15 protein-coding genes are annotated in these 20,160 nt (G+C 68.4%); 3 read left to right on the forward strand and 12 right to left on the reverse strand.

Annotated features, from left to right (window positions below; translation table 11 throughout):
- Nucleotides 1–6: 6 nt before the first annotated feature.
- Nucleotides 7–2,082 carry a molybdopterin-containing oxidoreductase family protein gene (locus OMP39_RS11475; protein ID WP_264891859.1) on the reverse strand — a complete coding sequence of 692 codons (2,076 nt, stop codon included), beginning with the start codon at nt 2,080–2,082 and terminating at the stop codon, nt 7–9.
- 313 nt (nt 2,083–2,395) lie between these two features.
- Here OMP39_RS11475 and OMP39_RS11480 point away from each other — a divergent pair, with 313 nt between their 5' ends.
- Nucleotides 2,396–3,592 (forward strand): M20 aminoacylase family protein, encoded by a 1,197-nt coding sequence (locus tag OMP39_RS11480; RefSeq protein WP_264891860.1) that lies wholly within the window; start codon nt 2,396–2,398, stop codon nt 3,590–3,592.
- A 22-nt stretch (nt 3,593–3,614) separates the two neighbouring features.
- Here the strand turns inward: OMP39_RS11480 and OMP39_RS11485 are convergent, their stop codons facing one another.
- The 3 genes from OMP39_RS11485 to tal all read right to left on the reverse strand — a co-directional run bounded on the left by OMP39_RS11485 (nt 3,615) and on the right by tal (nt 6,904).
- On the reverse strand, nt 3,615–4,247 hold the full coding sequence (locus OMP39_RS11485) for an HAD family hydrolase (protein ID WP_264891861.1): 633 nt from the start codon (nt 4,245–4,247) through the stop codon (nt 3,615–3,617).
- Nucleotides 4,244–5,854 carry a glucose-6-phosphate isomerase gene (gene pgi / locus OMP39_RS11490; protein WP_264891862.1) on the reverse strand — a complete coding sequence of 537 codons (1,611 nt, stop codon included), beginning with the start codon at nt 5,852–5,854 and terminating at the stop codon, nt 4,244–4,246. The genes OMP39_RS11485 and pgi overlap by 4 nt, the downstream gene beginning before the upstream one ends.
- 102 nt (nt 5,855–5,956) lie before the next feature.
- Nucleotides 5,957–6,904: a transaldolase gene (gene tal, locus OMP39_RS11495; RefSeq protein WP_264891863.1), complete on the reverse strand. Its 948-nt coding sequence runs from the start codon at nt 6,902–6,904 to the stop codon at nt 5,957–5,959.
- Nucleotides 6,905–7,185: 281 nt separating this feature from the next.
- Here tal and zwf point away from each other — a divergent pair, with 281 nt between their 5' ends.
- Both zwf and OMP39_RS11505 read left to right on the forward strand, forming a co-directional pair.
- Entirely contained in the window at nt 7,186–8,631 is a 1,446-nt protein-coding gene (zwf, locus tag OMP39_RS11500) for a glucose-6-phosphate dehydrogenase (protein ID WP_264891864.1), read from the forward strand.
- A 50-nt stretch (nt 8,632–8,681) separates the two neighbouring features.
- The gene (locus OMP39_RS11505; RefSeq protein ID WP_264891865.1) at nt 8,682–9,536 is read left to right on the forward strand and encodes a MurR/RpiR family transcriptional regulator; all 855 of its coding nucleotides are present in this window, start codon (nt 8,682–8,684) and stop codon (nt 9,534–9,536) included.
- A gap of 9 nt (nt 9,537–9,545) precedes the next feature.
- On the opposite strand, the gene OMP39_RS11510 is transcribed toward OMP39_RS11505, so the two are convergent.
- From OMP39_RS11510 to OMP39_RS11545, 8 genes are all read right to left on the reverse strand, one after another.
- Nucleotides 9,546–9,821, reverse strand: coding sequence for an STAS domain-containing protein (locus OMP39_RS11510; protein ID WP_264891866.1), 276 nt, complete (start codon nt 9,819–9,821; stop codon nt 9,546–9,548).
- Between the two features lie 11 nt (nt 9,822–9,832).
- On the reverse strand, nt 9,833–10,492 hold the full coding sequence (locus OMP39_RS11515; RefSeq protein WP_264891867.1) for an MlaC/ttg2D family ABC transporter substrate-binding protein: 660 nt from the start codon (nt 10,490–10,492) through the stop codon (nt 9,833–9,835).
- A 195-nt stretch (nt 10,493–10,687) separates the two neighbouring features.
- Nucleotides 10,688–11,476 (reverse strand): MlaA family lipoprotein, encoded by a 789-nt coding sequence (locus tag OMP39_RS11520; protein ID WP_264891868.1) that lies wholly within the window; start codon nt 11,474–11,476, stop codon nt 10,688–10,690.
- Nucleotides 11,476–11,964, reverse strand: a complete 489-nt coding sequence (gene mlaD, locus OMP39_RS11525; protein WP_264891869.1) for an outer membrane lipid asymmetry maintenance protein MlaD — start codon at nt 11,962–11,964, stop codon at nt 11,476–11,478. The genes OMP39_RS11520 and mlaD overlap by 1 nt, the downstream gene beginning before the upstream one ends.
- Nucleotides 11,965–11,999: 35 nt before the next feature.
- Nucleotides 12,000–12,782: a lipid asymmetry maintenance ABC transporter permease subunit MlaE gene (mlaE, locus tag OMP39_RS11530; protein WP_264894545.1), complete on the reverse strand. Its 783-nt coding sequence runs from the start codon at nt 12,780–12,782 to the stop codon at nt 12,000–12,002.
- Nucleotides 12,783–12,786: 4 nt separating this feature from the next.
- Complete coding sequence (locus tag OMP39_RS11535; protein ID WP_264891870.1) at nt 12,787–13,617, reverse strand: ABC transporter ATP-binding protein; 831 nt, start codon at nt 13,615–13,617, stop codon at nt 12,787–12,789.
- Nucleotides 13,618–13,823: 206 nt separating this feature from the next.
- Nucleotides 13,824–15,290: a glutamate synthase subunit beta gene (locus tag OMP39_RS11540; protein ID WP_264891871.1), complete on the reverse strand. Its 1,467-nt coding sequence runs from the start codon at nt 15,288–15,290 to the stop codon at nt 13,824–13,826.
- Between the two features lie 90 nt (nt 15,291–15,380).
- The gene (locus OMP39_RS11545) at nt 15,381–20,135 is read right to left on the reverse strand and encodes a glutamate synthase-related protein (RefSeq protein ID WP_264891872.1); all 4,755 of its coding nucleotides are present in this window, start codon (nt 20,133–20,135) and stop codon (nt 15,381–15,383) included.
- Between the last annotated feature and the right edge of the window lie 25 nt (nt 20,136–20,160).

A 20,160-nucleotide genomic window follows, 5' to 3' on the forward strand; every position in this document is an offset into this window, starting at 1 on the left:
CCCCGTTCAGCCCGCGACGCGGCTCACCTCGACCCGCACGTCGTAGAAGCACGGCGCGCGGCCGATGTCGGTGAGCCGCTGGTGCGTCACTTCGTTGACGTTGGTGCCGTCCGGCCCCAGCTTGCGCCACCAGATGCCCAACCCGTTGACGACCCCGGGCCGCGCCCGCTCCGTCACACGCGCCACGCACCGGTATTCGCCCCGGTCGTTGTAGACCCGCACCATCTCGCCCTCCCCGATGCCGCGGGCCGCCGCGTCGTGCGGATGGATCTCGAGCAGCGGCTGGCCTTCGATGTCGCGCAGGCTCTTGACGTTGACGAACGTCGAGTTGAGGAAATTGCGTGCCGGCGGCGAGATCATCGCGAGCGGGTAGCGCGCGACGAGCTCGGGCGCCGACTCCGGGCCTTCGTGGTTGGGCACGTAGTCCGGCACGCCGAAGCCCGGGGCGTCGATGCGGCAGCGGCCGCTGGGTGTGGGGAACCCGCCCTCGGCAAAGGGCGCCTGGGGCAGCGCGAGCTTGACCCAGCCCGCCTCGCGCAGCTGCGCGAAGTCCACGTCCTCGCGCGCGAAGGCTTGCCGCGCCAACGCCTCGTCGCTGTCGGCGAAGCACGGCTCGTCGAAGCCCATGCGGGCCGCGAGCTGGCGGAAGATCTCGGTGTTGGGCCGCGCCTCACCCAGCGGCGCGATCGCCGGCTCGTTGATGAGCGCGTAGGTGTGGCCGTAGCTGGTGTGCACGTCCAGGTGCTCGAGCTGGGTGGTGGCAGGCAGCACGTAGTCCGCGTAGTCCGCCGTGTCGGTCATGAAGTGCTCCAGCACCACGGTGAACAGGTCCTCGCGCGAGAAGCCGCGCACCACCTTGGGCGACTCCGGCGCCACGGCCACCGGGTTGCTGTTATAGACGACGAGCGCCTCGATCCGGGGCCCGAACGAGGGCGAGGGACCTTGGAGCAGGTCGTCGCCGATCGTGCTCATGTTGATCGTGCGCGGCCGCCGGCCTGCCAGCAAGTCGGGCCGCTGCAGGGCGGCCCGCTGCACCGGAAACCAGCCGGAACTGGACAGCAGCAAGCCCCCCGCCCGATGCCGCCAGGCCCCCACCAGGCACGGCAGCACGGCGATCAGCCGCACCGCATTGCCGCCGCCGCGCACGCGCTGCATGCCGTAGTTGAGGCGTATGGCCGCCGGGCGGGTGAGCGCGTAGTCGCGCGCCAGCGCCCGCACCTCGTCGGCGGTGAGGCCGCACACCGCGGCCACGCGCTCGGGCGGCCACTGCAGCGCACGTTCGCGCAGGGCCGGCCAGCCTTCGGTGTGGCGCTCGATGTAGTCGTGATCCAGCCCATCGTGGCGGATCAGCTCGTGCATCAGACCCAGCGCCAGGGCCCCGTCGGTGCCCGGCAGCAGTTGCAGGTGCTGGTGGCACTTGTCCGCCGTCTCGCTGCGCCGGGGGTCGATGCACACCAGCTTCGCCCCGCGCCGCTTGGCTTCCTGCGCGATGCTCCAGAAATGCAGGTTCGAGGCGATCGAATTGCTGCCCCAGATGAGGATCAGGCGGCTTTCGGCGAAGTGTTCCACATGCATGCCGACCTTGCCGCCATAGGTCGCCGCCAGCGCCTCGGAGCCCGCGCTCGCGCAGATCGTGCGGTCCAGCAGCGAGGCCCCGAGCCGGTGGAAGAAGCGCGCCGCCATGCTCTCGCCCTGCACCAGCCCCATCGTGCCGGCATAGCTGTAGGGCACGATGGCCTGCGGGTCGCGCGCGGCGATGGCACGCAGCCTTGCCGCGATGTCGTCCAGCGCCTCGTCCCAGCTCACCTCGACGAAACGCCCGCTGCCCTTGGGGCCGATGCGCTTGCGCGGCCTCAGCACGCGCTCGGGGTGGTAGGTGCGCTCGGCATAGCGCGAGACCTTCTGACACAAAGCGCCGTGCGTGGTGGGATGTTCCGGGTCGCCCTGCACCTTCACGACGCGCCCGCCTTGCACCGTCACCCGCATCGCGCAGGTGTCCGGGCAGTCGTGCGGGCACGCGGCCCGGACGATCCGGCTGCCGGCTTGATCCTTTGCGCTTTCGATCGCGTTCGCGCTGTCCATGGTCCCTCGATTCTCGACACGTGGCTGTCCCGTGCCTCGGCTGCCGCGGCAGGCCGAGGCCGCCCCAGGCCCCCGCCGGCCTGGTGCGGGCGGGCATCCATTCTTCCACGGCCGCCCGACGATGGGCGCGCGCACGAGCCCAAGACCATGAAGAACAACCGTAGACCGGCGGGCGCCACGGGCTTGTCGGGGCGTGCACACCCCGCTCGGGAGGTGCCGCTACACTGATCCCGCCCGGCGCCGTGAGCGCCGGCGCGCCGGGCCTTTCCTCGAAGGCCCCTGCGACCGTGTGGGTCGCCTACGGAGCCTGCCGATGCAACTCATCGAATCCATCCTGGCCGACAAGGCCGGCCTCGCCGCCCTTCGGCGCGACATCCACGCCCATCCCGAGCTCTGCTTCGAAGAAGTCCGCACGGCCGACGTCATCGCGCGGGCCTTGACCGACTGTGGCATCCCGATCGAACGGGGCCTGGGCAAGACCGGCGTGGTCGGCATCGTCAGGAACGGCACCTCGTCGCGCGCCATCGGCCTGCGCGCCGACATCGACGCGCTGCCGATCACTGAGCACAACCGCTTCGCGCACGCGAGCCGCCACCCGGGCAAGATGCACGCGTGCGGCCATGACGGCCACACCGCAATGCTGCTCGCAGCCGCCCGCCATCTGGCGAACCACCGCGACTTCGACGGCACCGTGTACCTCATCTTCCAGCCGGCCGAAGAAGGCGGCGGCGGCGCGCGCGAGATGATCCGCGACGGCCTGTTCGAGAAGTTCCCGATGGAGGCCGTCTTCGGCATGCACAACTGGCCCGGCATGAAGGTCGGTCAGTTCGCCATCAAGCCCGGCCCCTGCTTTGCCTCCAGCAACGAGTTCCGCATCGTCATCCGCGGCAAAGGCGCCCATGCGGCCATGCCGCACAACGGCGTGGACCCGGTGCCGGTGGCCTGCCAGATGGTGCAGGCCTTCCAGACCATCATCACGCGCAACAAGCGTCCCATCGACGCCGGCGTCATCTCGGTCACGATGATCCACGCCGGCGAGGCGACCAACGTCGTGCCCGACACCTGCGAGATCCAGGGCACGGTGCGCACGTTCACGCTCGAGGTGTTGGATCTGATCGAGCGGCGCATGGAGGAGATCGCGCGCCACACCGCCGCGGCCTTCGGCTGCGAATGCGAGTTCGAGTTCCACCGCAACTACCCGCCCACCATCAACCATCCGGCCGAGACGGAGTTCGTCCGCCAGGTGATGGCGGACCTCGTGGGGGCCGAGAACGTGCTCGAGTTCGAGCCCACGATGGGCGCCGAGGACTTCAGCTACTTCCTGCTGGAAAAGCCCGGCGCCTACTTCCTGATCGGCAACGGCGACGGCTCGCACCGCGAAGGCGGCCATGGCATGGGCCCGTGCATGCTGCACAACCCCAGCTACGACTTCAACGACGACCTCATTCCGCTGGGCGGCACCCTGTGGGTGCGGCTGGCCGAAGCCTGGCTGGCCCCCGGCCGCCGTTGAATCGCCGGGCCTGCGCACGCTTTCAGGAGGCGCGCGGGGTGCGCAACACGCCCAAGTCCTCCAACGCCAACGCGGCCTGGGCCGCATCGACGAAGTGCACGGCCTGCCAGCCCAGCTCGCGGGCCACCTCCACGTTGCGGGGATGGTCGTCGAGGAACACGCAGTCCCGAGGCTGCGCCCGAAAGCGCTGCAGCGCGGTCTGGAAGATCGACGGGTCCGGCTTGATCAGCCGCACCTCGGACGAAAACACGCCGTCGTCGAACCACTCCAGGAAGCGGTGGCGCCGCCGCAGTTCCGCCGCATACGGCGCGGGCATGTTCGAGAGGAAGTACAGCCGGTGCCCGGCTTCCTTGATGCGCCCGATCAGCGCCAGGGTCGGGGCGATCGGCTCGAGCTCGTCGGGCACCGCATCGACCACGCGCTGCACCTCCTCGCGCGAGAGCCCGGTGCGGCGCGCGACGCGCTCGACCAGTTCGTCGGCGTCGACGGCGCCGCGGTCGAACTCGCCCCAATCCCCGGCGTCATGCTGGAAGAACCTCGCCGCCCACAGCGTCGCGTCCTCGCGGGACTGCACCCGCGTCGGCAGACACTGCCTCATCAACACCTCGGGGCGCCAGCGAAAGACGACGCCGCCGAAGTCGAACACCACCTTCATCGGCCCGCCCCCCGCAGGCGCCCGATCAGGCCGGCGGTGGAAGCGTCGAGTCCGGCGGTGTCGCCCGAGGCCAGCCGCGGCAGCAAGTCGTTGCACAGCGCCTTGCCCAGTTCCACCCCCCACTGGTCGAAGCTGTTGATGCCCCACAGCGCACCGCTGGTGAACACCCGATGCTCGTACATGGCGATCAGGGCGCCCAGGCTGCGCGGCGTGAGCTGGTCCAGCACGAAGGTCGTGCTCGGCCGGTTGCCGGGGAAGGTGCGGTGCCGCGCGACGGTGGCGGCATCGAGCGCAGGCGAGGCGGTGGGCGCCTTCTCGAGCATCGCCTCCTCGGTGGTCTTGCCGCGCATCAGGGCCTGCGCCTGCGCGAGCCCGTTGGCCAGCAGCTTGGCATGCAGGTCCTCATGGCCGTGCGTCGGGCGCCGCACCAGGATGAACTCCACCGGAATGACGTCCGTGCCCTGGTGCAGCATCTGGAAGTACGCATGCTGCCCGTTCGTGCCCGGCTCGCCCCACACGACCGGCGAGGTGGCGTAGGGCAGCGGCTCGCCCTGCAGGTCCACGCGCTTGCCGTTGGACTCCATCTCGAGCTGTTGCAGGTACGCGGGCAGACGCTTCAAGCCCTGGTGGTACGGCGCGACGCTGCGGCTGGTGAAGCGGTGGAAGTTGCGATACCACACGTCCAGCAGGCCCAGCACCGCCGGGAGGTTGCGCGCGAGCGGCGCCTCGGCGAAGTGCCGGTCCATCGCATGGGCGCCCGCCAGCAGCGCCCGGAAGTGCTCGGCGCCGATGGCGATCGCAAGCGGCAGCCCGATCGCCGACCACAGCGAGTAACGCCCGCCCACCCAGTCCCAGAAGCCGAAGGTCGTCGTGATGCCGAACTCGGCGGCGGCCTTCACGTTGGTGGTGGTGGCGACGAAATGGCGGTCGATGTCGCGCCCGCCGTGCGCCAGGAACCAGGCCCGCGCCACCTGGGCGTTCGCCATCGTCTCCTGCGTCGTGAAAGTCTTGGAGGCGACGATGAAGAGCGTCTGTTCGGGCGTGAGCCTGCGCAACACCGGCGCGATGTCGTGCCCGTCGACGTTCGAGACGAAGTGGAACTGCAACTGCGGATGCACGAAGGCGTCGAGCGCCGGCACCGCCATCTGCGGCCCGAGGTCGGAGCCGCCGATGCCGATGTTGACCACGTGCCGGATGCCGCTGCTCGCCACATCGCGCACCCGCTCGGCGAACTCCAGCATGCGGTCGAGCACCTCGTGCACCTCGGCGCTGTGAGGCCCCGCCCCCGGGGGCGCGCGCAACGCGGTGTGCAGCACCGCCCGCCCCTCGGTGTGATTGATGGGCTCGCCCCGCAGCATCGCGTCGCGCCGCTCAGGCAGGCCGCACTCCTCGGCCAGCGCCACCAGCAGCTTGAGGGTGGCCACGTCGATGAGGTTCCTCGACAGATCGGCAAACACCTCGGGCGCCTCGAAGCTCCACGCCTCGAAACGGCCCGGGTCGCGGCCGAAGGCCTCGCGCAGGTCGAAATCGCGCCCGTGCGCCTCGAAATGCCCCTGCAGCGCCGCCCACACGGTCGTGCGGTCGCAACGCGGATACGCTGTCGTCATCGCTGTTCTTCTCCTTCCCTGAGTTGCAGGCCCGGCGTCGGCAGCGCGCACCGGGCTTTCGCCGCCGGCGGGCCCGGCCGCCCAGTCGCGGCTCGGGCACGTTCACGCCGCCTGGATCAACGCCTCCAGCTTGCCAGCGTCGGCGGCGAACAGCCGGATGCCCTCGGCGAGCTTCTCGGTGGCCATCGCGTCCTCGTTGAGGGCGTAGCGGAAGCTCGCCTCGTTGTAGCTGACCGCCTTGACGCTCGCCGCACGCGCAGCCGCGGGGTCCAGGCGCCGCACCACCGGCTGGTCCATCGACTGCAGCTGCTCGAGCAGCTCCGGGCTGATCGTGAGCAGATCGCACCCGGCCAGCGCCAGGATCTGCCCCACGTTGCGGAAGCTCGCGCCCATCACCTCGGTCTCGATGCCGAAGTGCTTGTAGTACTCGTAGATGCGCGTCACCGAGCGCACCCCGGGGTCGTTCACACCGGCCATCGCCTGCTCGTCCCAGGCAGCGCCGGCCTGCTTCTTGTACCAGTCGTAGATGCGCCCGACGAACGGCGAGATCAGCGTCACCCCCGCCTCCCCGCACGCCACGGCCTGGCAGAACGAGAACAACAGCGTCAGGTTGCAATGGATGCCTTCGTGCTCGAGCGCGCGCGCGGCCTGGATGCCTTCCCAGGTCGAAGCGATCTTGATGAGCACCCGGTCGCGCGCCACCCCCGCCGCGTCGTACAGATCGATGATGCGCTGCGCGCGCGCGATGGTCGCCGCGGTATCGAAGCTCAGCCGGGCGTCCACCTCGGTGGAGACGCGACCGGGCACGACCTTCAGGATCTCGACACCGAAACGCACCAGCACCTGGTCGACCACCAGGTCCATCGGCTCTCCCCGGTGGGCCTCCACGGTCTCGTGCAGCAGGTGCGCGTAGTCCGGGTGCTGCACGGCCTTGAGGATGAGGGACGGATTGGTCGTCGCATCGCGCGGCGCGTACTTCGCCAATTGCTTGAAGTTGCCGGTGTCGGCGACGACGACGGTGGATTGCTTGAGTGCGTCGAGCGAGCTCATGGATGAGATGGGGTAGTCAAGGCGCCCATTGTCGCGCGCCGGGCCCGGCGGGCTGCAGACGGGCCGGGCTGCGGCCACCAGGAAACTGGTAACAAGATTACCCTTGAAACCCGCCGGTAACCGGGCGATGGGACGCCGGGGCCACTCTGCACCACCCCAGGGGGCCATTTGACGTGCTGTGTGTTTCTCGGCATCATCGGGCTGAAACAAAATTACATCGCGCTCGTCTGCATGTGCCTGGCCCCGGCCGTGCGGTTTTCCTTCGGTTACCCATTCGACCCATGTCCTTCGACCTCGTCTTCTTCGGCGGCACCGGCGATCTCACCTGGCGCAAGCTCATGCCCGCGCTCTTCCAGGCGTTCCGTCATGGCAAGCTGCCGGCGGACGGGCGCATCCTGGCCGTCGCGCGCGACACGCAAAGCGACGAGCAGTACCGAGCGTGGCTGCGCGAGCGCTTCCAGGACGTGGACACGCCCAAGCGGCCGACGGAGGAGGAGTTCTCGCGCTTCGCCGAGATGCTGTTCTACCGCCGGATGGACCTCTCGCAGCCGCAGGACTACGCGCGGCTGAAGGAATGGCTGGAGGAGCGCCGCGCCGACACGGTGGTCCTCTACCTCGCAACCAGTCCGTACCTGTTCCCGGTGATCTGCGAGCAGCTCGGCCGCGCCGGGCTGAACGACCCGCACATCCGCGTCGTGCTCGAAAAGCCGCTCGGCCACGACCTGCGCAGCGCGCAGGAGATCAACCGCGTCGTGCGTTCCGTCTTCACCGAGCAGCAGGCCTTCCGCATCGACCACTACCTCGGCAAGCCCTCGGTGCAGAACCTGATGGCGCTGCGCTTCGGCAACGTGCTGTTCGAGCCCCTGTGGCGCCGCGAGAGCATCGCCAACATCCAGATCACGCTGGCCGAGAGCATCGGCGTGGGCACCCGCGGCGACTTCTACGACCGCACCGGCGCCTTGCGCGACATGATCCAGAACCACGCGCTGCAGCTGCTCACGATGATCGCGATGGAGCCGCCCGCCTCCAACGACGCCGACGCGATCCGCGACGAGAAGCTCAAGGTGCTGCGATCTCTCAAGCCGTTCGCGATGGAGTCGGTGTTGCGCGATGTGGTGCGCGGTCAGTACCGCGCCGGCGCGATCGACGGCAAGCCGGTGCCCGGTTATCTCGACGAGCAGAAGGTCCCGGCCGACAGCCAGACGGAGACCTTCGTCGCCCTGCGCACCGAGGTGCAGAACTGGCGCTGGGCGGGCGTGCCGTTCTACCTGCGCACCGGCAAGCGCCTGGCCGCCCGCGACGCGCAGATCGTCGTCAACTTCCGGCCCACACCGCACAACATCTTCGGCGGTGTCTCCCAGCCCAACAAGCTGGTGATCAAGCTGCAGCCCGAAGACGGCCTCGAGCTGCACCTGCTGGCCGCCAAGGGGGCGTTGCAGCACGACCTGCTCTCGCCGGTGTTCCTCGACCTCGATTTCGACAAGGCCTTCCCGACCGAGCGCGTGGGCGCGTACGAGCGGCTGCTGCTGGACGTCATCGCCGGCCGACTGAACCTCTTCGTGCGCTCCGACGAGCAAGAGCAGGCCTGGCGCTGGGTCGAGCCGATCCTCCAGGCGTGGTCGCTCGACACCAGCGGGCCGCGGCCCTATAAGGCCGGCTCCTGGGGACCGCCCGCCGCCAGCGCGCTGGTGGCACGAGACGGCTTTGCGTGGGCCGAAGAACAGTGATTGCCCCATGACGAGAACGCGGCCGCCGATGCCGCCCTGCTGAGGACGCCATGCTCGACCGTATCAAGGCCTCCATCCCCGCCCTGCCCCCCGCCGAGCAGCGGGTGGCCAAACTCGTGCTTGCCGACCCCCGCAGCTTCGCCAGCCTGCCGGTGGCCGAACTCGCCGAGCGCGCCCACGTCAGCAAGCCCACCGTGGTGCGCTTCTGCCGCAGCGTCGGTTACGACGGCCTCGCCGACTTCAAGCTCAAGCTCGCGGGCAGCGTCAACGAAGGCGTCCCCTTCGTGCACCGCGCGGTCGACGAGGATGACAAGCCCTCGGACATCATCGTCAAGGTGATCGACAACGCGGTGTCGGCGCTGCTGAAGTTGCGCAACGATGCCGCCGGCCACGCCTTCGAACGCGCCATCGAGGCCCTCGCGCAGGCGGGCAAGTCCGGTCGTCGCATCGAGTTCTATGGGGTCGGCAACTCGGGCATCGTCGCGCAGGACGCGCAGCACAAGTTCTTTCGCCTGGGCGTGAACACGGTGGCCTGCAGCGACGGACACGTGCAGGTCATGAGCGCGACGATGCTCAAGCCCGGCGATTGCGCGGTCATCATCTCCAACTCCGGCCGCAGCCGCGACCTGCTCGACGCCGCCGAGATCGCCCGCAAGAAGGGCGCCACCAGCATCGTCATCACCGCCAGCGGCTCGCCGTTGGCGCAGCAGGCCCAGATCCTTCTGGCGGCGGACCATCCCGAGGACTACGACCGCTACAGTCCGATGGTCTCGCGGCTGCTGCACCTGACGATCATCGACATCCTCACCACGGGCGTGGCGCTGAGGCTGGGCGAGCAACTGCGCCCCGTGCTGCAGGAGATCAAGCGCAACCTGCGCGCCAAGCGCTACACCGAGGAAGCCTGATCCCGGCCCTCAGGCCACCGCCTCGGGCAGCAGCTCGGCCACGCCATAGAGCGCGGCCAGCGCGCGCAACTTCACCGGCAGGTGCAAGACCTCCAGCCGCTTGCCGGCTGCCTTGACCTGGCGCGCGCACTCGAGCAGCACGGCCAGCACCGACGAGTCGAACTGCGCGAGCGCGCTGGCATCGACCACCAACCGTGCCCCGGCCTCGCGCCGCAGCGCCTGCGTGAGCATCTGCAGGGTGTCGTTGGCCTCGTGCACCGTCACCGTGGCAGGCAACAGCAACATCGCACCTCCGGTCAGCTGCGGCCGTTGGCGCTGGCGTTCGTCGCGCCGTTGCCGGCCGCGCCGCTCTTGTTGCGCTCGGCCAGGCGCGCGATCAGGCCATCGATGCCATGCTGTCCGATCTCCTGCGCGAAACTGCTGCGGTAGTTCTCGACCAGCCAGATCCCCAGCACGTTCACGTCGTAGATCTTCCAGCCGTTCGGCGTCTTTTCCAGCCGGTAGTCGAGCTGCACCGGCTCCTTGCCCCCGCGCACCTCGGTACGCACGATGACTTCCTTGTCTTCGGGGTCCGCCCGCAGCGGCTTGACCACCACCTGGTAGTCACGCACCTGATTGACGGCTCCCGCATACGAGCGGATTAAGAGCTGCTTGAACTCCTCCTGCAGCCGCTGCTGCTGCTCGGGCGTCGCCTGGCGCCAGTAGCGGCCCACCGTGAGCGCGGTCATCCGGCGGAAGTTCACGTGCGGCATGATCTTCGCATCGACGAGCTCCATGATGCGCGGCAGGCTTCCGGCTTGCACGGCCCTGTCCTGCTTGATCGTCTGAAGCACCTCGTCGGACAGGCGCTGGATCAGTGCATCGGGCGCCTCCTGCGACTGTGCATGACCCGTCAGGGTCGCAAAGGCAAGGAACGCTCCCGCGCACCATGCCACGAATCCTCGGCGATTCAGCATCGTTGTCGTCCTTTCTAGCTCCGGCAGGCGAGCGCCTGCCATACCTGACACCGTATTCTTGAGACCGACACCCGCACGAATTGGTTCGACGTGCCGGTAGCAGCGGAGGTTCCAACGGTGACCAGCCGCAACAGGCGCTCCCCCGCCTGTGCGAGCACCCCGGCATCCAGGCACGGATTCAGGGCGCGGCCCGGTTCACTGCGCAGCGCCCTGCTCCTTGCCCGGCGGCTGGCCCTGCTCTTGCTCGTCGTACTCCTCGTCGTACTCGTCGTCTTCCGCTGGCGGATTGCCGTCATACACCGCATTGCGGCGCCGCTGCAGGTACGCATCGCGCACGAAGAGATACGGGTCGAGCGCGACCTGCTCCAACAGCCGGGTGGCATCGAGCAAGGCGGCACGCCGCTCCACCATACGCAAAGCGGTCAAGCCGACGGCGGCCTCCTCATCCCCGACCAGCCCCGCGGCCGACGCCCGCATGTCCAGCGGCAGCGCCGCGGTATCGCGCAGCGTCGAAGGTCCGAGCAGCGGCAGCACGATGTAGGGGCCCGGACCCACGCCCCAGCGCCCCAGCGTCTGACCGAAGTCCTCCTCCTGACGCTCGATGCGCGCCTCGGTGGCGATGTCCAGCAGCCCGCCCCACCCGAACACCGTGTTGATCCCGAAGCGCATGGTGTTGCGCAAGGCGGGCTCCAGCTTGAGTTGCAGCAGGCTGTTGATGGCGGACCAGGCGTCGCCGATGTTGGAGAAGAAGTTGGACACGCCGGTGCGCACGGGACGGGGCACCACGTCCCGGTAGGTTTGCGCGACCGGTTTGACGACCGCCTTGTCGAGCGCCTCGTTGAAGGCGTAGACCTTGCGGTTCATCGGCTCGAAGGGGTCGCCGGGGTGGGTGGTGGCACACCCGGTCAGCCACGCGCAAAGGACCAACGCCGCCAGACGCCGCGCCACGCGGACCGCGGAGGAACTCGCTCGCTCGCCCCCCATCACTTGCTCCTGTTGCCTTGAGGCGCAGCGGGTGCGTCGGCCGCACGGTTGTACAGGAACTGGCTGATGAGGTTCTCGAGCACGACCGCCGACTGCGTCTGCGTGATGACATCGCCGGCGGCCAGAGTCGCTTCCTCGGCCCCGGGCTCGATGCCGATGTACTGCTCGCCCAGCAAGCCGGACGTGAGGATCTTGACCGAGCTGTCCTTGGGGAACGAGTACCGGCGCTCCAACTCCAGCCGCACCGTGGCCTGGTAGGTCTTGTCGTCGAAGCCGATCGCCGCGACGCGCCCCACCACCACGCCGGCGCTCTTGACCGGCGCCTTGGGCTTGAGCCCGCCGATGTTGTCGAACCTGGCATCGACCGTGTAGGTGTCCTCGAACGAGAGGTTCAAGAGGTTGCCGGCCTTGAGCGCCAGGAACACCAGTGCCGCCGCGCCGATCAGCACGAACAGCCCGACCCACACATCATGACGCGACTTCTGCATCGTTGACTCCCCGCCTCGGCACCTTCCGATGGCGATCAAATCGAGAACATCATGGCCGTCAGCACGAAGTCGAGTCCCAGCACGGCCAGCGAGGCCATCACCACCGTGCGGGTCGTCGCCCGTGCCACACCTTCCGGCGTCGGCTTGCACATATAGCCTTGCAGCAGCGCGACGAAGGTCACCGTGACGCCGAACACGACGCTCTTGATCACGCCGTTGCCGACATCCAGCCAGACGTCCACCCCTCCTTGCATCTGCGACCAGAAGCTGCCCGGGTCCACACCGATCAGCAGCACACCGACGACCCAGCCCCCGATGATGCCGACCGCACTGAACACGGCTGCCAGCAGGGGCATCGCGACGAGGCCGGCCCAAAAGCGCGGCGCCAGCACCCGGTGCAAAGGGTCCACCGCCATCATCTCCATCGCGGTCAACTGCTCGCCCGCCTTCATCAGGCCGATCTCGGCCGTCAGCGACGTGCCGGCCCGGCCGGCGAACAGCAGCGCGCTCACCACCGGGCCCAGTTCGCGCACCAGCGCGAGTGCCACGAGCAGCCCCAGCGCTTCCTCGGAGCCGTAGCGCTGGAGCGTGTAGTAGCCCTGCAGCCCGAGCACGAAACCGACGAACAGGCCCGAGACGGCAATGATCGCGAGCGAGTAATTGCCGAGGAAGTGGACCTGGTCGACGACCAGCCGCGCCCGGGCCAGTGCGGCGGGCAACGACCCGAGCAGACGCAGAAACAGCCGGGTCGCATGCCCGATATCGGTCAGCTTGCCCCGCACCGCCGCCCCGACGCGGGCCGGATTCAGCCACGCCAGCACGTCACCACCTCATTCCGAAGTCATCCGCCGGCTCCGCGGCGGGGTAATGAAAGCGCACCGGCCCGTCGGCCTGGGCGTCGACGAACTGGCGCACCAGCGGGTCGGTCGAAGCGCGCATCTCGGCGGGCGTGCCTTGGGCGGCGATGCGCCCCTCGGCGAGAAAGACGACATGGTCCGCGATCAGGAAGGTCTCGTCCACGTCGTGGGAGACGACGACGCTCGTCACGCCCAGGGTCTCGTTGAGCTGCCGGATGAGTCGCGCCGCCACCCCCATCGAGATCGGATCGAGGCCGGCGAACGGCTCGTCGTACATGATGAGGTCCGGGTCGAGCGCCATCGCGCGGGCCAGCGCCACCCGTCGCGCCATACCGCCCGAGACCTGGCTCGGCATGAGATCGCGCGCGCCGCGCAAGCCCACCGCGTTCAGCTTCATCAGCACGAGGTCGCGGATCAGCGGCTCGGGCAGCCGCGTGTGCTCACGCAGCGGAAAAGCCACGTTCTCGAACACCGACAAATCGGTGAACAACGCACCGAACTGAAAGAGCATGCCCATGCGACGCCGCACGGCATAGAGCTCGGACCGATCGAGCGTGCCCAGGTCGCGCCCGTCGAACAGGACCTGCCCCTCCTGCGGCCGCACCTGGGCGCCGATGAGTCGCAGCACCGTGGTCTTGCCGCCGCCGGACGCCCCCATCAACGCCGTGATCTTGCCCCGCGGCACGACGAGGCTCACCCCATCGAGGATGCGCCGGTCGTCGTAGCCGAAGCGCACATCGCGCAACTCCACGAGGGGAGGCGCCGAGGCGTCGGGGGTGGAAATCGCAGCAGCCATGGATGCGGGACAGGAAAACAAAAACCGGCATGGGACACGCCGGCGATTGCGGATGATAGGGGAAAACACTGCAACACCCCGGCCGCGCCCCACTTCCGGGGGGTGTCGGCGCCGCGCGCCGCGTGGCGCCCGGCCCACACCGCACCGGCCCCAAAAACCAAGAAGGCGGCCCTCGGGCCGCCTTCGTGGCGCATCAGGGCGCAGCCTCAGCGGGGCAGATCGCTGGCCCCCATCAGGTATTCGTCGATCGCGCGCGCGGCCTGGCGCCCTTCGCGGATCGCCCAGACCACGAGCGACTGCCCGCGCCGCATGTCCCCGGCGGCAAACACCTTGTCCACGTTGGTGCGGTAGCCGCCAACGAATTCCGTGCCGGCCTTGGCGTTGCCACGGGCGTCCTTCTCGACGCCGAACGACTCCAACACCGACGCCACCGGGCTCACGAAGCCCATCGCGAGCAGCACCAGGTCGGCAGGGATGACCTGCTCGGAGCCGGGCACCTCGGTCATCTTGCCGTCCTTCCACTCGACGCGCGACGTCTTGATCCCCTTGACGCGGCCGTTCTCGCCGATGAACTCCTTCGTCGCGATCGCGAACTCGCGCTGGCAGCCCTCCTCGTGGCTCGACGAGGTGCGCAGCTTGTAGGGCCAGTACGGCCACGTCAGCAGCTTGTCCTCCTGCTCGGGGGGCATGGGCATCAACTCGAACTGCACGACGCTCTTGGCGCCATGGCGGTTGGAGGTACCGACGCAGTCGCTGCCCGTGTCGCCGCCGCCGATCACGACGACGTGCTTGCCGGTGGCCAGGATCTGGTCCTTGAGCTTGTCGCCGGCGTTGACGCGGTTCTGCTGAGGCAGAAACTCCATCGCGAAATGGATGCCCTGCAAGTCGCGCCCCGGCGCCGGCAGGTCGCGCGGCTGCTCGGCGCCGCCGGCGAGCAGCACCGCATCGAACTCCTTCATCAACTGCTGCGGCGTCACCGTCTCCTTGGCCAGGTTGGTGACCTTGGAGCCCTCGGGCAGCTTGCCCACCAGCACGCCGGTGCGGAAGGTCACGCCCTCAGCCTCCATCTGCCGGATACGGCGGTCGATCAGCGACTTCTCCATCTTGAAATCGGGGATGCCGTAGCGCAGCAGGCCGCCGACCCGGTCGTTCTTCTCGAAGACCGTCACGTCGTGGCCCACGCGCGCGAGCTGCTGCGCCGCCGCCAGCCCCGCGGGCCCGGAGCCGATGACCGCCACCTTCTTGCCGGTCTTGGCCTTGGGCGGCTGCGGCGCCACCCACCCCTCGGCCCAGGCACGATCGATGATGGCGCGCTCGATCGACTTGATGCCGACCGGCTCGTCGTTGAAATTGAGCGTGCATGCCGCCTCGCACGGCGCCGGGCAGATGCGCCCGGTGAACTCCGGGAAGTTGTTGGTCGAGTGGAGGACCTCGATCGCCTGGCGCCACTGGTTGCGGTACACCAGGTCGTTGAAGTCCGGGATGATGTTGTTGACCGGGCAGCCGTTGTTGCAGAACGGAATGCCGCAGTCCATGCAACGCGCACCCTGCACCCGCGCCTCGTCTTCCTTGAGGCCGATGACGAATTCCTTGTAGTGCTTCAGGCGCTTGTCGACCGGCTCGTACGCCTCTTCGATGCGGTCGTACTCCAGGAAGCCCGTGACCTTACCCATTTCTCGCTACTCCTCGCGTCCTTGTATCCAGGCCCCGGCCGGCGCCCCCCGCTGCGGGGGCGGCGCGACCAGGGCAGCCCGGTCCGGGCCTCAGGCCTTGGCCTTCGACTTGGCCGCCGCCTTCTCCGACCCCTTGGCCTTGGCGATCGTGGCCTCGGCTTCCTTGCTCGCGTTCAGCTCGCCCAGCGCACGCTTGTATTCGTGCGGGAACACCTTGACGAACTTGGCGCGCGCCGTCTCCCACTGGTCGAGGATCTCGCGCGCGCGCAAGGAGCCCGTCCAACGGTGGTGGTCCTCGATCAGCTTGCGCAGCAAGGCCTCGTCGGTCTGGCCCTTGTGCCAGATCGCGCGATCGACGGTGGCTTCCTGCTCCTTGGCGGGCAGCACCCGCTCCAACGCGACCATCGCGGTGTTGCAGCGCTTGGCGAACTGGCCGTCCTCGTCATAGACGTAGGCGATGCCGCCGGACATGCCCGCCGCGAAGTTGCGGCCGGTCTTGCCCAGCACCACCACGGTGCCACCGGTCATGTACTCGCAGCCGTGGTCGCCCGTGCCCTCCACCACCGCGGTGGCGCCCGACAGGCGCACCGCGAAACGCTCGCCCGCCACACCGCGGAAGAACGCTTCGCCGCTGGTGGCGCCGTAGAGCACCGTGTTGCCCACGATGATGTTCTGCGTCGCGTCCCCGCGGAAGTCGATGCTCGGGCGCACCACCACGCGGCCGCCCGACAAGCCCTTGCCGGTGTAGTCGTTGGCGTCGCCGATGAGGTACAGCGTGATGCCCCGTGCCAGGAAGGCGCCGAAGCTCTGGCCGCCGGTGCCCTCCATCTGGATGCGGATGGTGTCGTCCGGCAGGCCCTCGGCGTGACGGCGCACGAGCTCGCCCGAGAGCATCGCGCCCACCGTGCGGTTCACGTTGCGCACCGCCTCGATGAACTGCACCTTCTCGCCCTTTTCGAGCGCGGGGTTCGAGCGCTCGATCAGCCGCAGGTCCAGCGCCTTGTCCAGCCCGTGGTCCTGCGATTCCACGTGATAGCGCGGCACCTCGGCCGGGACCTGCGGCTGGTGGAAGACCCGGGTGAAGTCCAGCCCTTTGGCCTTCCAGTGCGACAGCCCCTTCTTCATGTCGAGCAGGTCGGTGCGTCCGATCAGGTCGTCGAACTTGCGGATGCCCAGCTGCGCCATGATCTGGCGCGCCTCCTCGGCGACGAAGAAGAAGTAGTTGACGACGTGCTCGGGCTTGCCCTGGAACTTGCGGCGCAGCACCGGGTCCTGGGTGGCCACGCCCACCGGGCAGGTGTTCAGGTGGCACTTGCGCATCATGATGCAGCCTTCGGCCACCAGCGGCGCCGTGGCGAAGCCGAACTCGTCGGCGCCCAACAGCGCGCCGATGACGACGTCGCGGCCCGTCTTCATCTGCCCGTCCACCTGCACCCGGATGCGGCCGCGCAGTCGGTTGAGCACGAGCGTTTGCTGCGTCTCGGCCAGGCCCAGCTCCCAGGGCGTGCCCGCGTGCTTGATCGACGACCAGGGCGAGGCACCCGTGCCGCCGTCGTGGCCGGCGATCACGACGTGATCCGCCTTGGCCTTGGCGACGCCCGCCGCGATCGTGCCCACGCCCACTTCCGACACCAGCTTCACCGACACGTCGGCACGCGGGTTCACGTTCTTCAGGTCGTGGATCAGCTGGGCGAGGTCCTCGATCGAGTAGATGTCGTGGTGCGGCGGGGGGCTGATGAGGCCCACTCCCGGCACCGAGTAGCGCAGGAAGCCGATGTACTCCGACACCTTGCCGCCGGGCAGCTGACCGCCCTCGCCGGGCTTCGCGCCCTGGGCCATCTTGATCTGGATCTGGTCGGCCGAGACGAGGTACTCGGTGGTCACGCCGAAGCGGCCGGAGGCGACCTGCTTGATCTTCGAGCGCAGGGAGTCGCCCTCCTGCATCACGTAATCGGCCTCGATCACCTTGGCGCCCAGCACGTCGGACACCTTCGTGCCCGCCTGGATCTTGATGCCCTTGAGCTCGTTGCGATAGCGCGCCGGGTCCTCACCACCCTCGCCGGTGTTGGACTTGCCGCCGATCCGGTTCATCGCCAGCGCGAGCGTCGTGTGCGCCTCGGTCGAGATGGAGCCCAGCGACATCGCGCCCGTGGCGAAGCGCTTGACGATCTCGGACGCCGGCTCGACCTCGTCGAGCGGAATGGCGCGGCTCGGATCGACCTTGAACTCGAACAACCCGCGCAGCGTCATGTGACGGCGCGACTGGTCGTTGATGATCTGGGCGTACTCCTTGTAGGTGTCGAAGCGGCCGCCCCGGGCCGCATGCTGGAGCTTGGCGATCGCATCCGGCGTCCACATGTGCTCCTCGCCGCGCACCCGCCACGCATACTCGCCGCCCACGTCCAGCATCGTCTGCAGGATCGGGTCGTCGCCGAAGGCGGCCAGGTGCATGCGGATGGCCTCTTCGGCCACCTCGAACACGCCGATGCCACCGACCTGCGAGGCCGTGCCACGGAAGTACTTCTCGATGAGGTCGCGGCTCAAGCCGATCGCCTCGAAGATCTGGGCGCCGCAGTACGACATGTACGTGCTGATGCCCATCTTGGACATGATCTTCGACAGGCCCTTGCCGATCGCCTTGATGTAGTTGTAGATGGCCTTCTCGGGCGAGAGCTCGCCCGGCAGGTCCTTGTGCATCGCGACGAGCGTCTCCATCGCGAGGTACGGGTGCACGGCCTCGGCCCCGTAGCCGGCGAGCACCGCGAAGTGGTGCACCTCGCGCGCAGAACCCGTTTCGACGACCAAGCCCGCGGTCGTGCGCAGGCCCTCGCGCACGAGGTGCTGGTGCACGGCCGACAGCGCCAGCAACGCCGGGATCGCCACGTGGTGGCGGTCCATGTAGCGGTCGGTGATGATCAGGACGTTGTGGCCACCCTTGATCGCGTCGACCGCCTCGGCGCACAGCGACGCGAGCTTGGCCTCGACCCCTTCACGCCCCCACCCGAGCGGGTAGGTGATGTCGAGTTCGTAGCTCTTGAACTTGCCGCCCGTATGCTTCTCGATCTGGCGCAGTCGTGCCATGTCCTCGAAGTCGAGGATGGGCTGCGAGACCTCCAGCCGCATCGGCGGGTTCACGGCGTTGATGTCGAGCAGGTTGGGCTTCGGTCCGATGAAGGACACGAGCGACATCACGATCGCCTCGCGGATCGGGTCGATCGGCGGGTTGGTGACCTGCGCGAACAGTTGCTTGAAGTAGTTGTACAGGGGCTTGTTCTTGTCCGACAGCACCGCGAGCGGCGAGTCGTTGCCCATCGAGCCCACGCCCTCCTCGCCCGCCTGCGCCATCGGCGACAGCAGGAACTTGATGTCCTCCTGCGTGTAGCCGAAGGCCTGCTGGCGGTCGAGCAGCGATTCGGGGAACTGGCCGGGGCCTTGGGCCTGCGCGGGAATCGAGTCGAGCTTGATGCGCACGTTCTCGATCCACTGCCGGTAGGGCTTGGCCGAGGCGTAAAGGTTCTTCAACTCCTCGTCGTCGACGATGCGGCCCTGTTCCAGGTCGATCAGGAACATCTTGCCGGGCTGCAGACGCCACTTCTTGACGATCTTGCTTTCGGGAATCGGCAGCACGCCCGATTCGGACGCCATCACGACCAGATCGTCGTCGGTGACGATGTAGCGCGCCGGGCGCAGGCCGTTGCGGTCCAGCGTCGCGCCGATCTGCTTGCCGTCGGTGAACACCATCGCCGCGGGGCCGTCCCACGGCTCCAGCATGGCGGCGTGGTACTCGTAGAACGCGCGGCGGCGCTCGTCCATCAGCGTGTGCTGCTCCCAGGCTTCCGGGATCATCATCATCGCCGCGTGCGCCAGCGGGTAGCCGGCCATGACCAGCAGCTCGAGCGCGTTGTCGAACGTGGCGGTGTCGGACTGGCCCTCGAAGCTGATCGGGTAGAGCTTGGGCAGGTCGTCCCCGAGCACCGGCGACTTCATCACCCCCTCGCGGGCGCGCATCCAGTTGAAGTTGCCCTTGACGGTGTTGATCTCGCCGTTGTGCGCAACCATGCGGTACGGGTGGGCGAGCGGCCACTCCGGGAAGGTGTTGGTCGAGAAGCGCTGATGCACGAGCGCGAGGGCCGAGACGACCCGGGGGTCCTGCAAGTCCTTGTAGTACTGGCCCACTTGGTGCGCCAGCAGCAGGCCCTTGTAGATCACGGTGCGGCAGCTCATGCTCGGCACGTAGTACTCGCGGCTGTGCGTGAGCTTGAGCTTCTGGATCGCGGCCGAGGCCGTCTTGCGGATGACGTAGAGTTTGCGCTCCAGCGCGTCGGGCACGATGATGTCCGGGCCGCGGCCGATGAAGATCTGTCGGATCACCGGCTCCTTCTCGCGCACCGCGGGCGACATGGGCATCTCGCGGTCCACCGGCACGTCGCGCCAACCGAGCAGCACCTGGCCCTCGGCCTTGACCGCCCGCTCGAGCTCCTGCTCGCAGGCCAGGCGCGAGGCGTGCTCCTTGGGCAGGAAGATCATGCCCACGCCGTACTCGCCAGGGGGCGGCAGTTCCACGCCCTGCTTGGCCATCTCGGCGCGGTAGAACTCGTCGGGGATCTGGATCAGGATGCCCGCGCCATCGCCCATCAGCTTGTCGGCGCCGACCGCGCCGCGGTGGTCGAGGTTCTCCAGGATCTTGAGACCCTGCTCCACGATGCTGTGAGCCTTCTGCCCCTTGATGTGCGCGACGAAGCCCACGCCGCACGCATCTTTTTCCAGTGAGGGGTTGTACAGGCCCTGCTCGGCCAGCGCTTGGATCTCTTCGGGGGCAGCGACCCCCTGCACGGCCTTCTCCATGGCGCGCTCCATGTCAAAGTTAGGG

The organism is Schlegelella aquatica, assembly GCF_026013905.1.
In the GTDB taxonomy this organism is placed as follows: Bacteria; Pseudomonadota; Gammaproteobacteria; order Burkholderiales; family Burkholderiaceae_C; genus Caldimonas; species Caldimonas aquatica.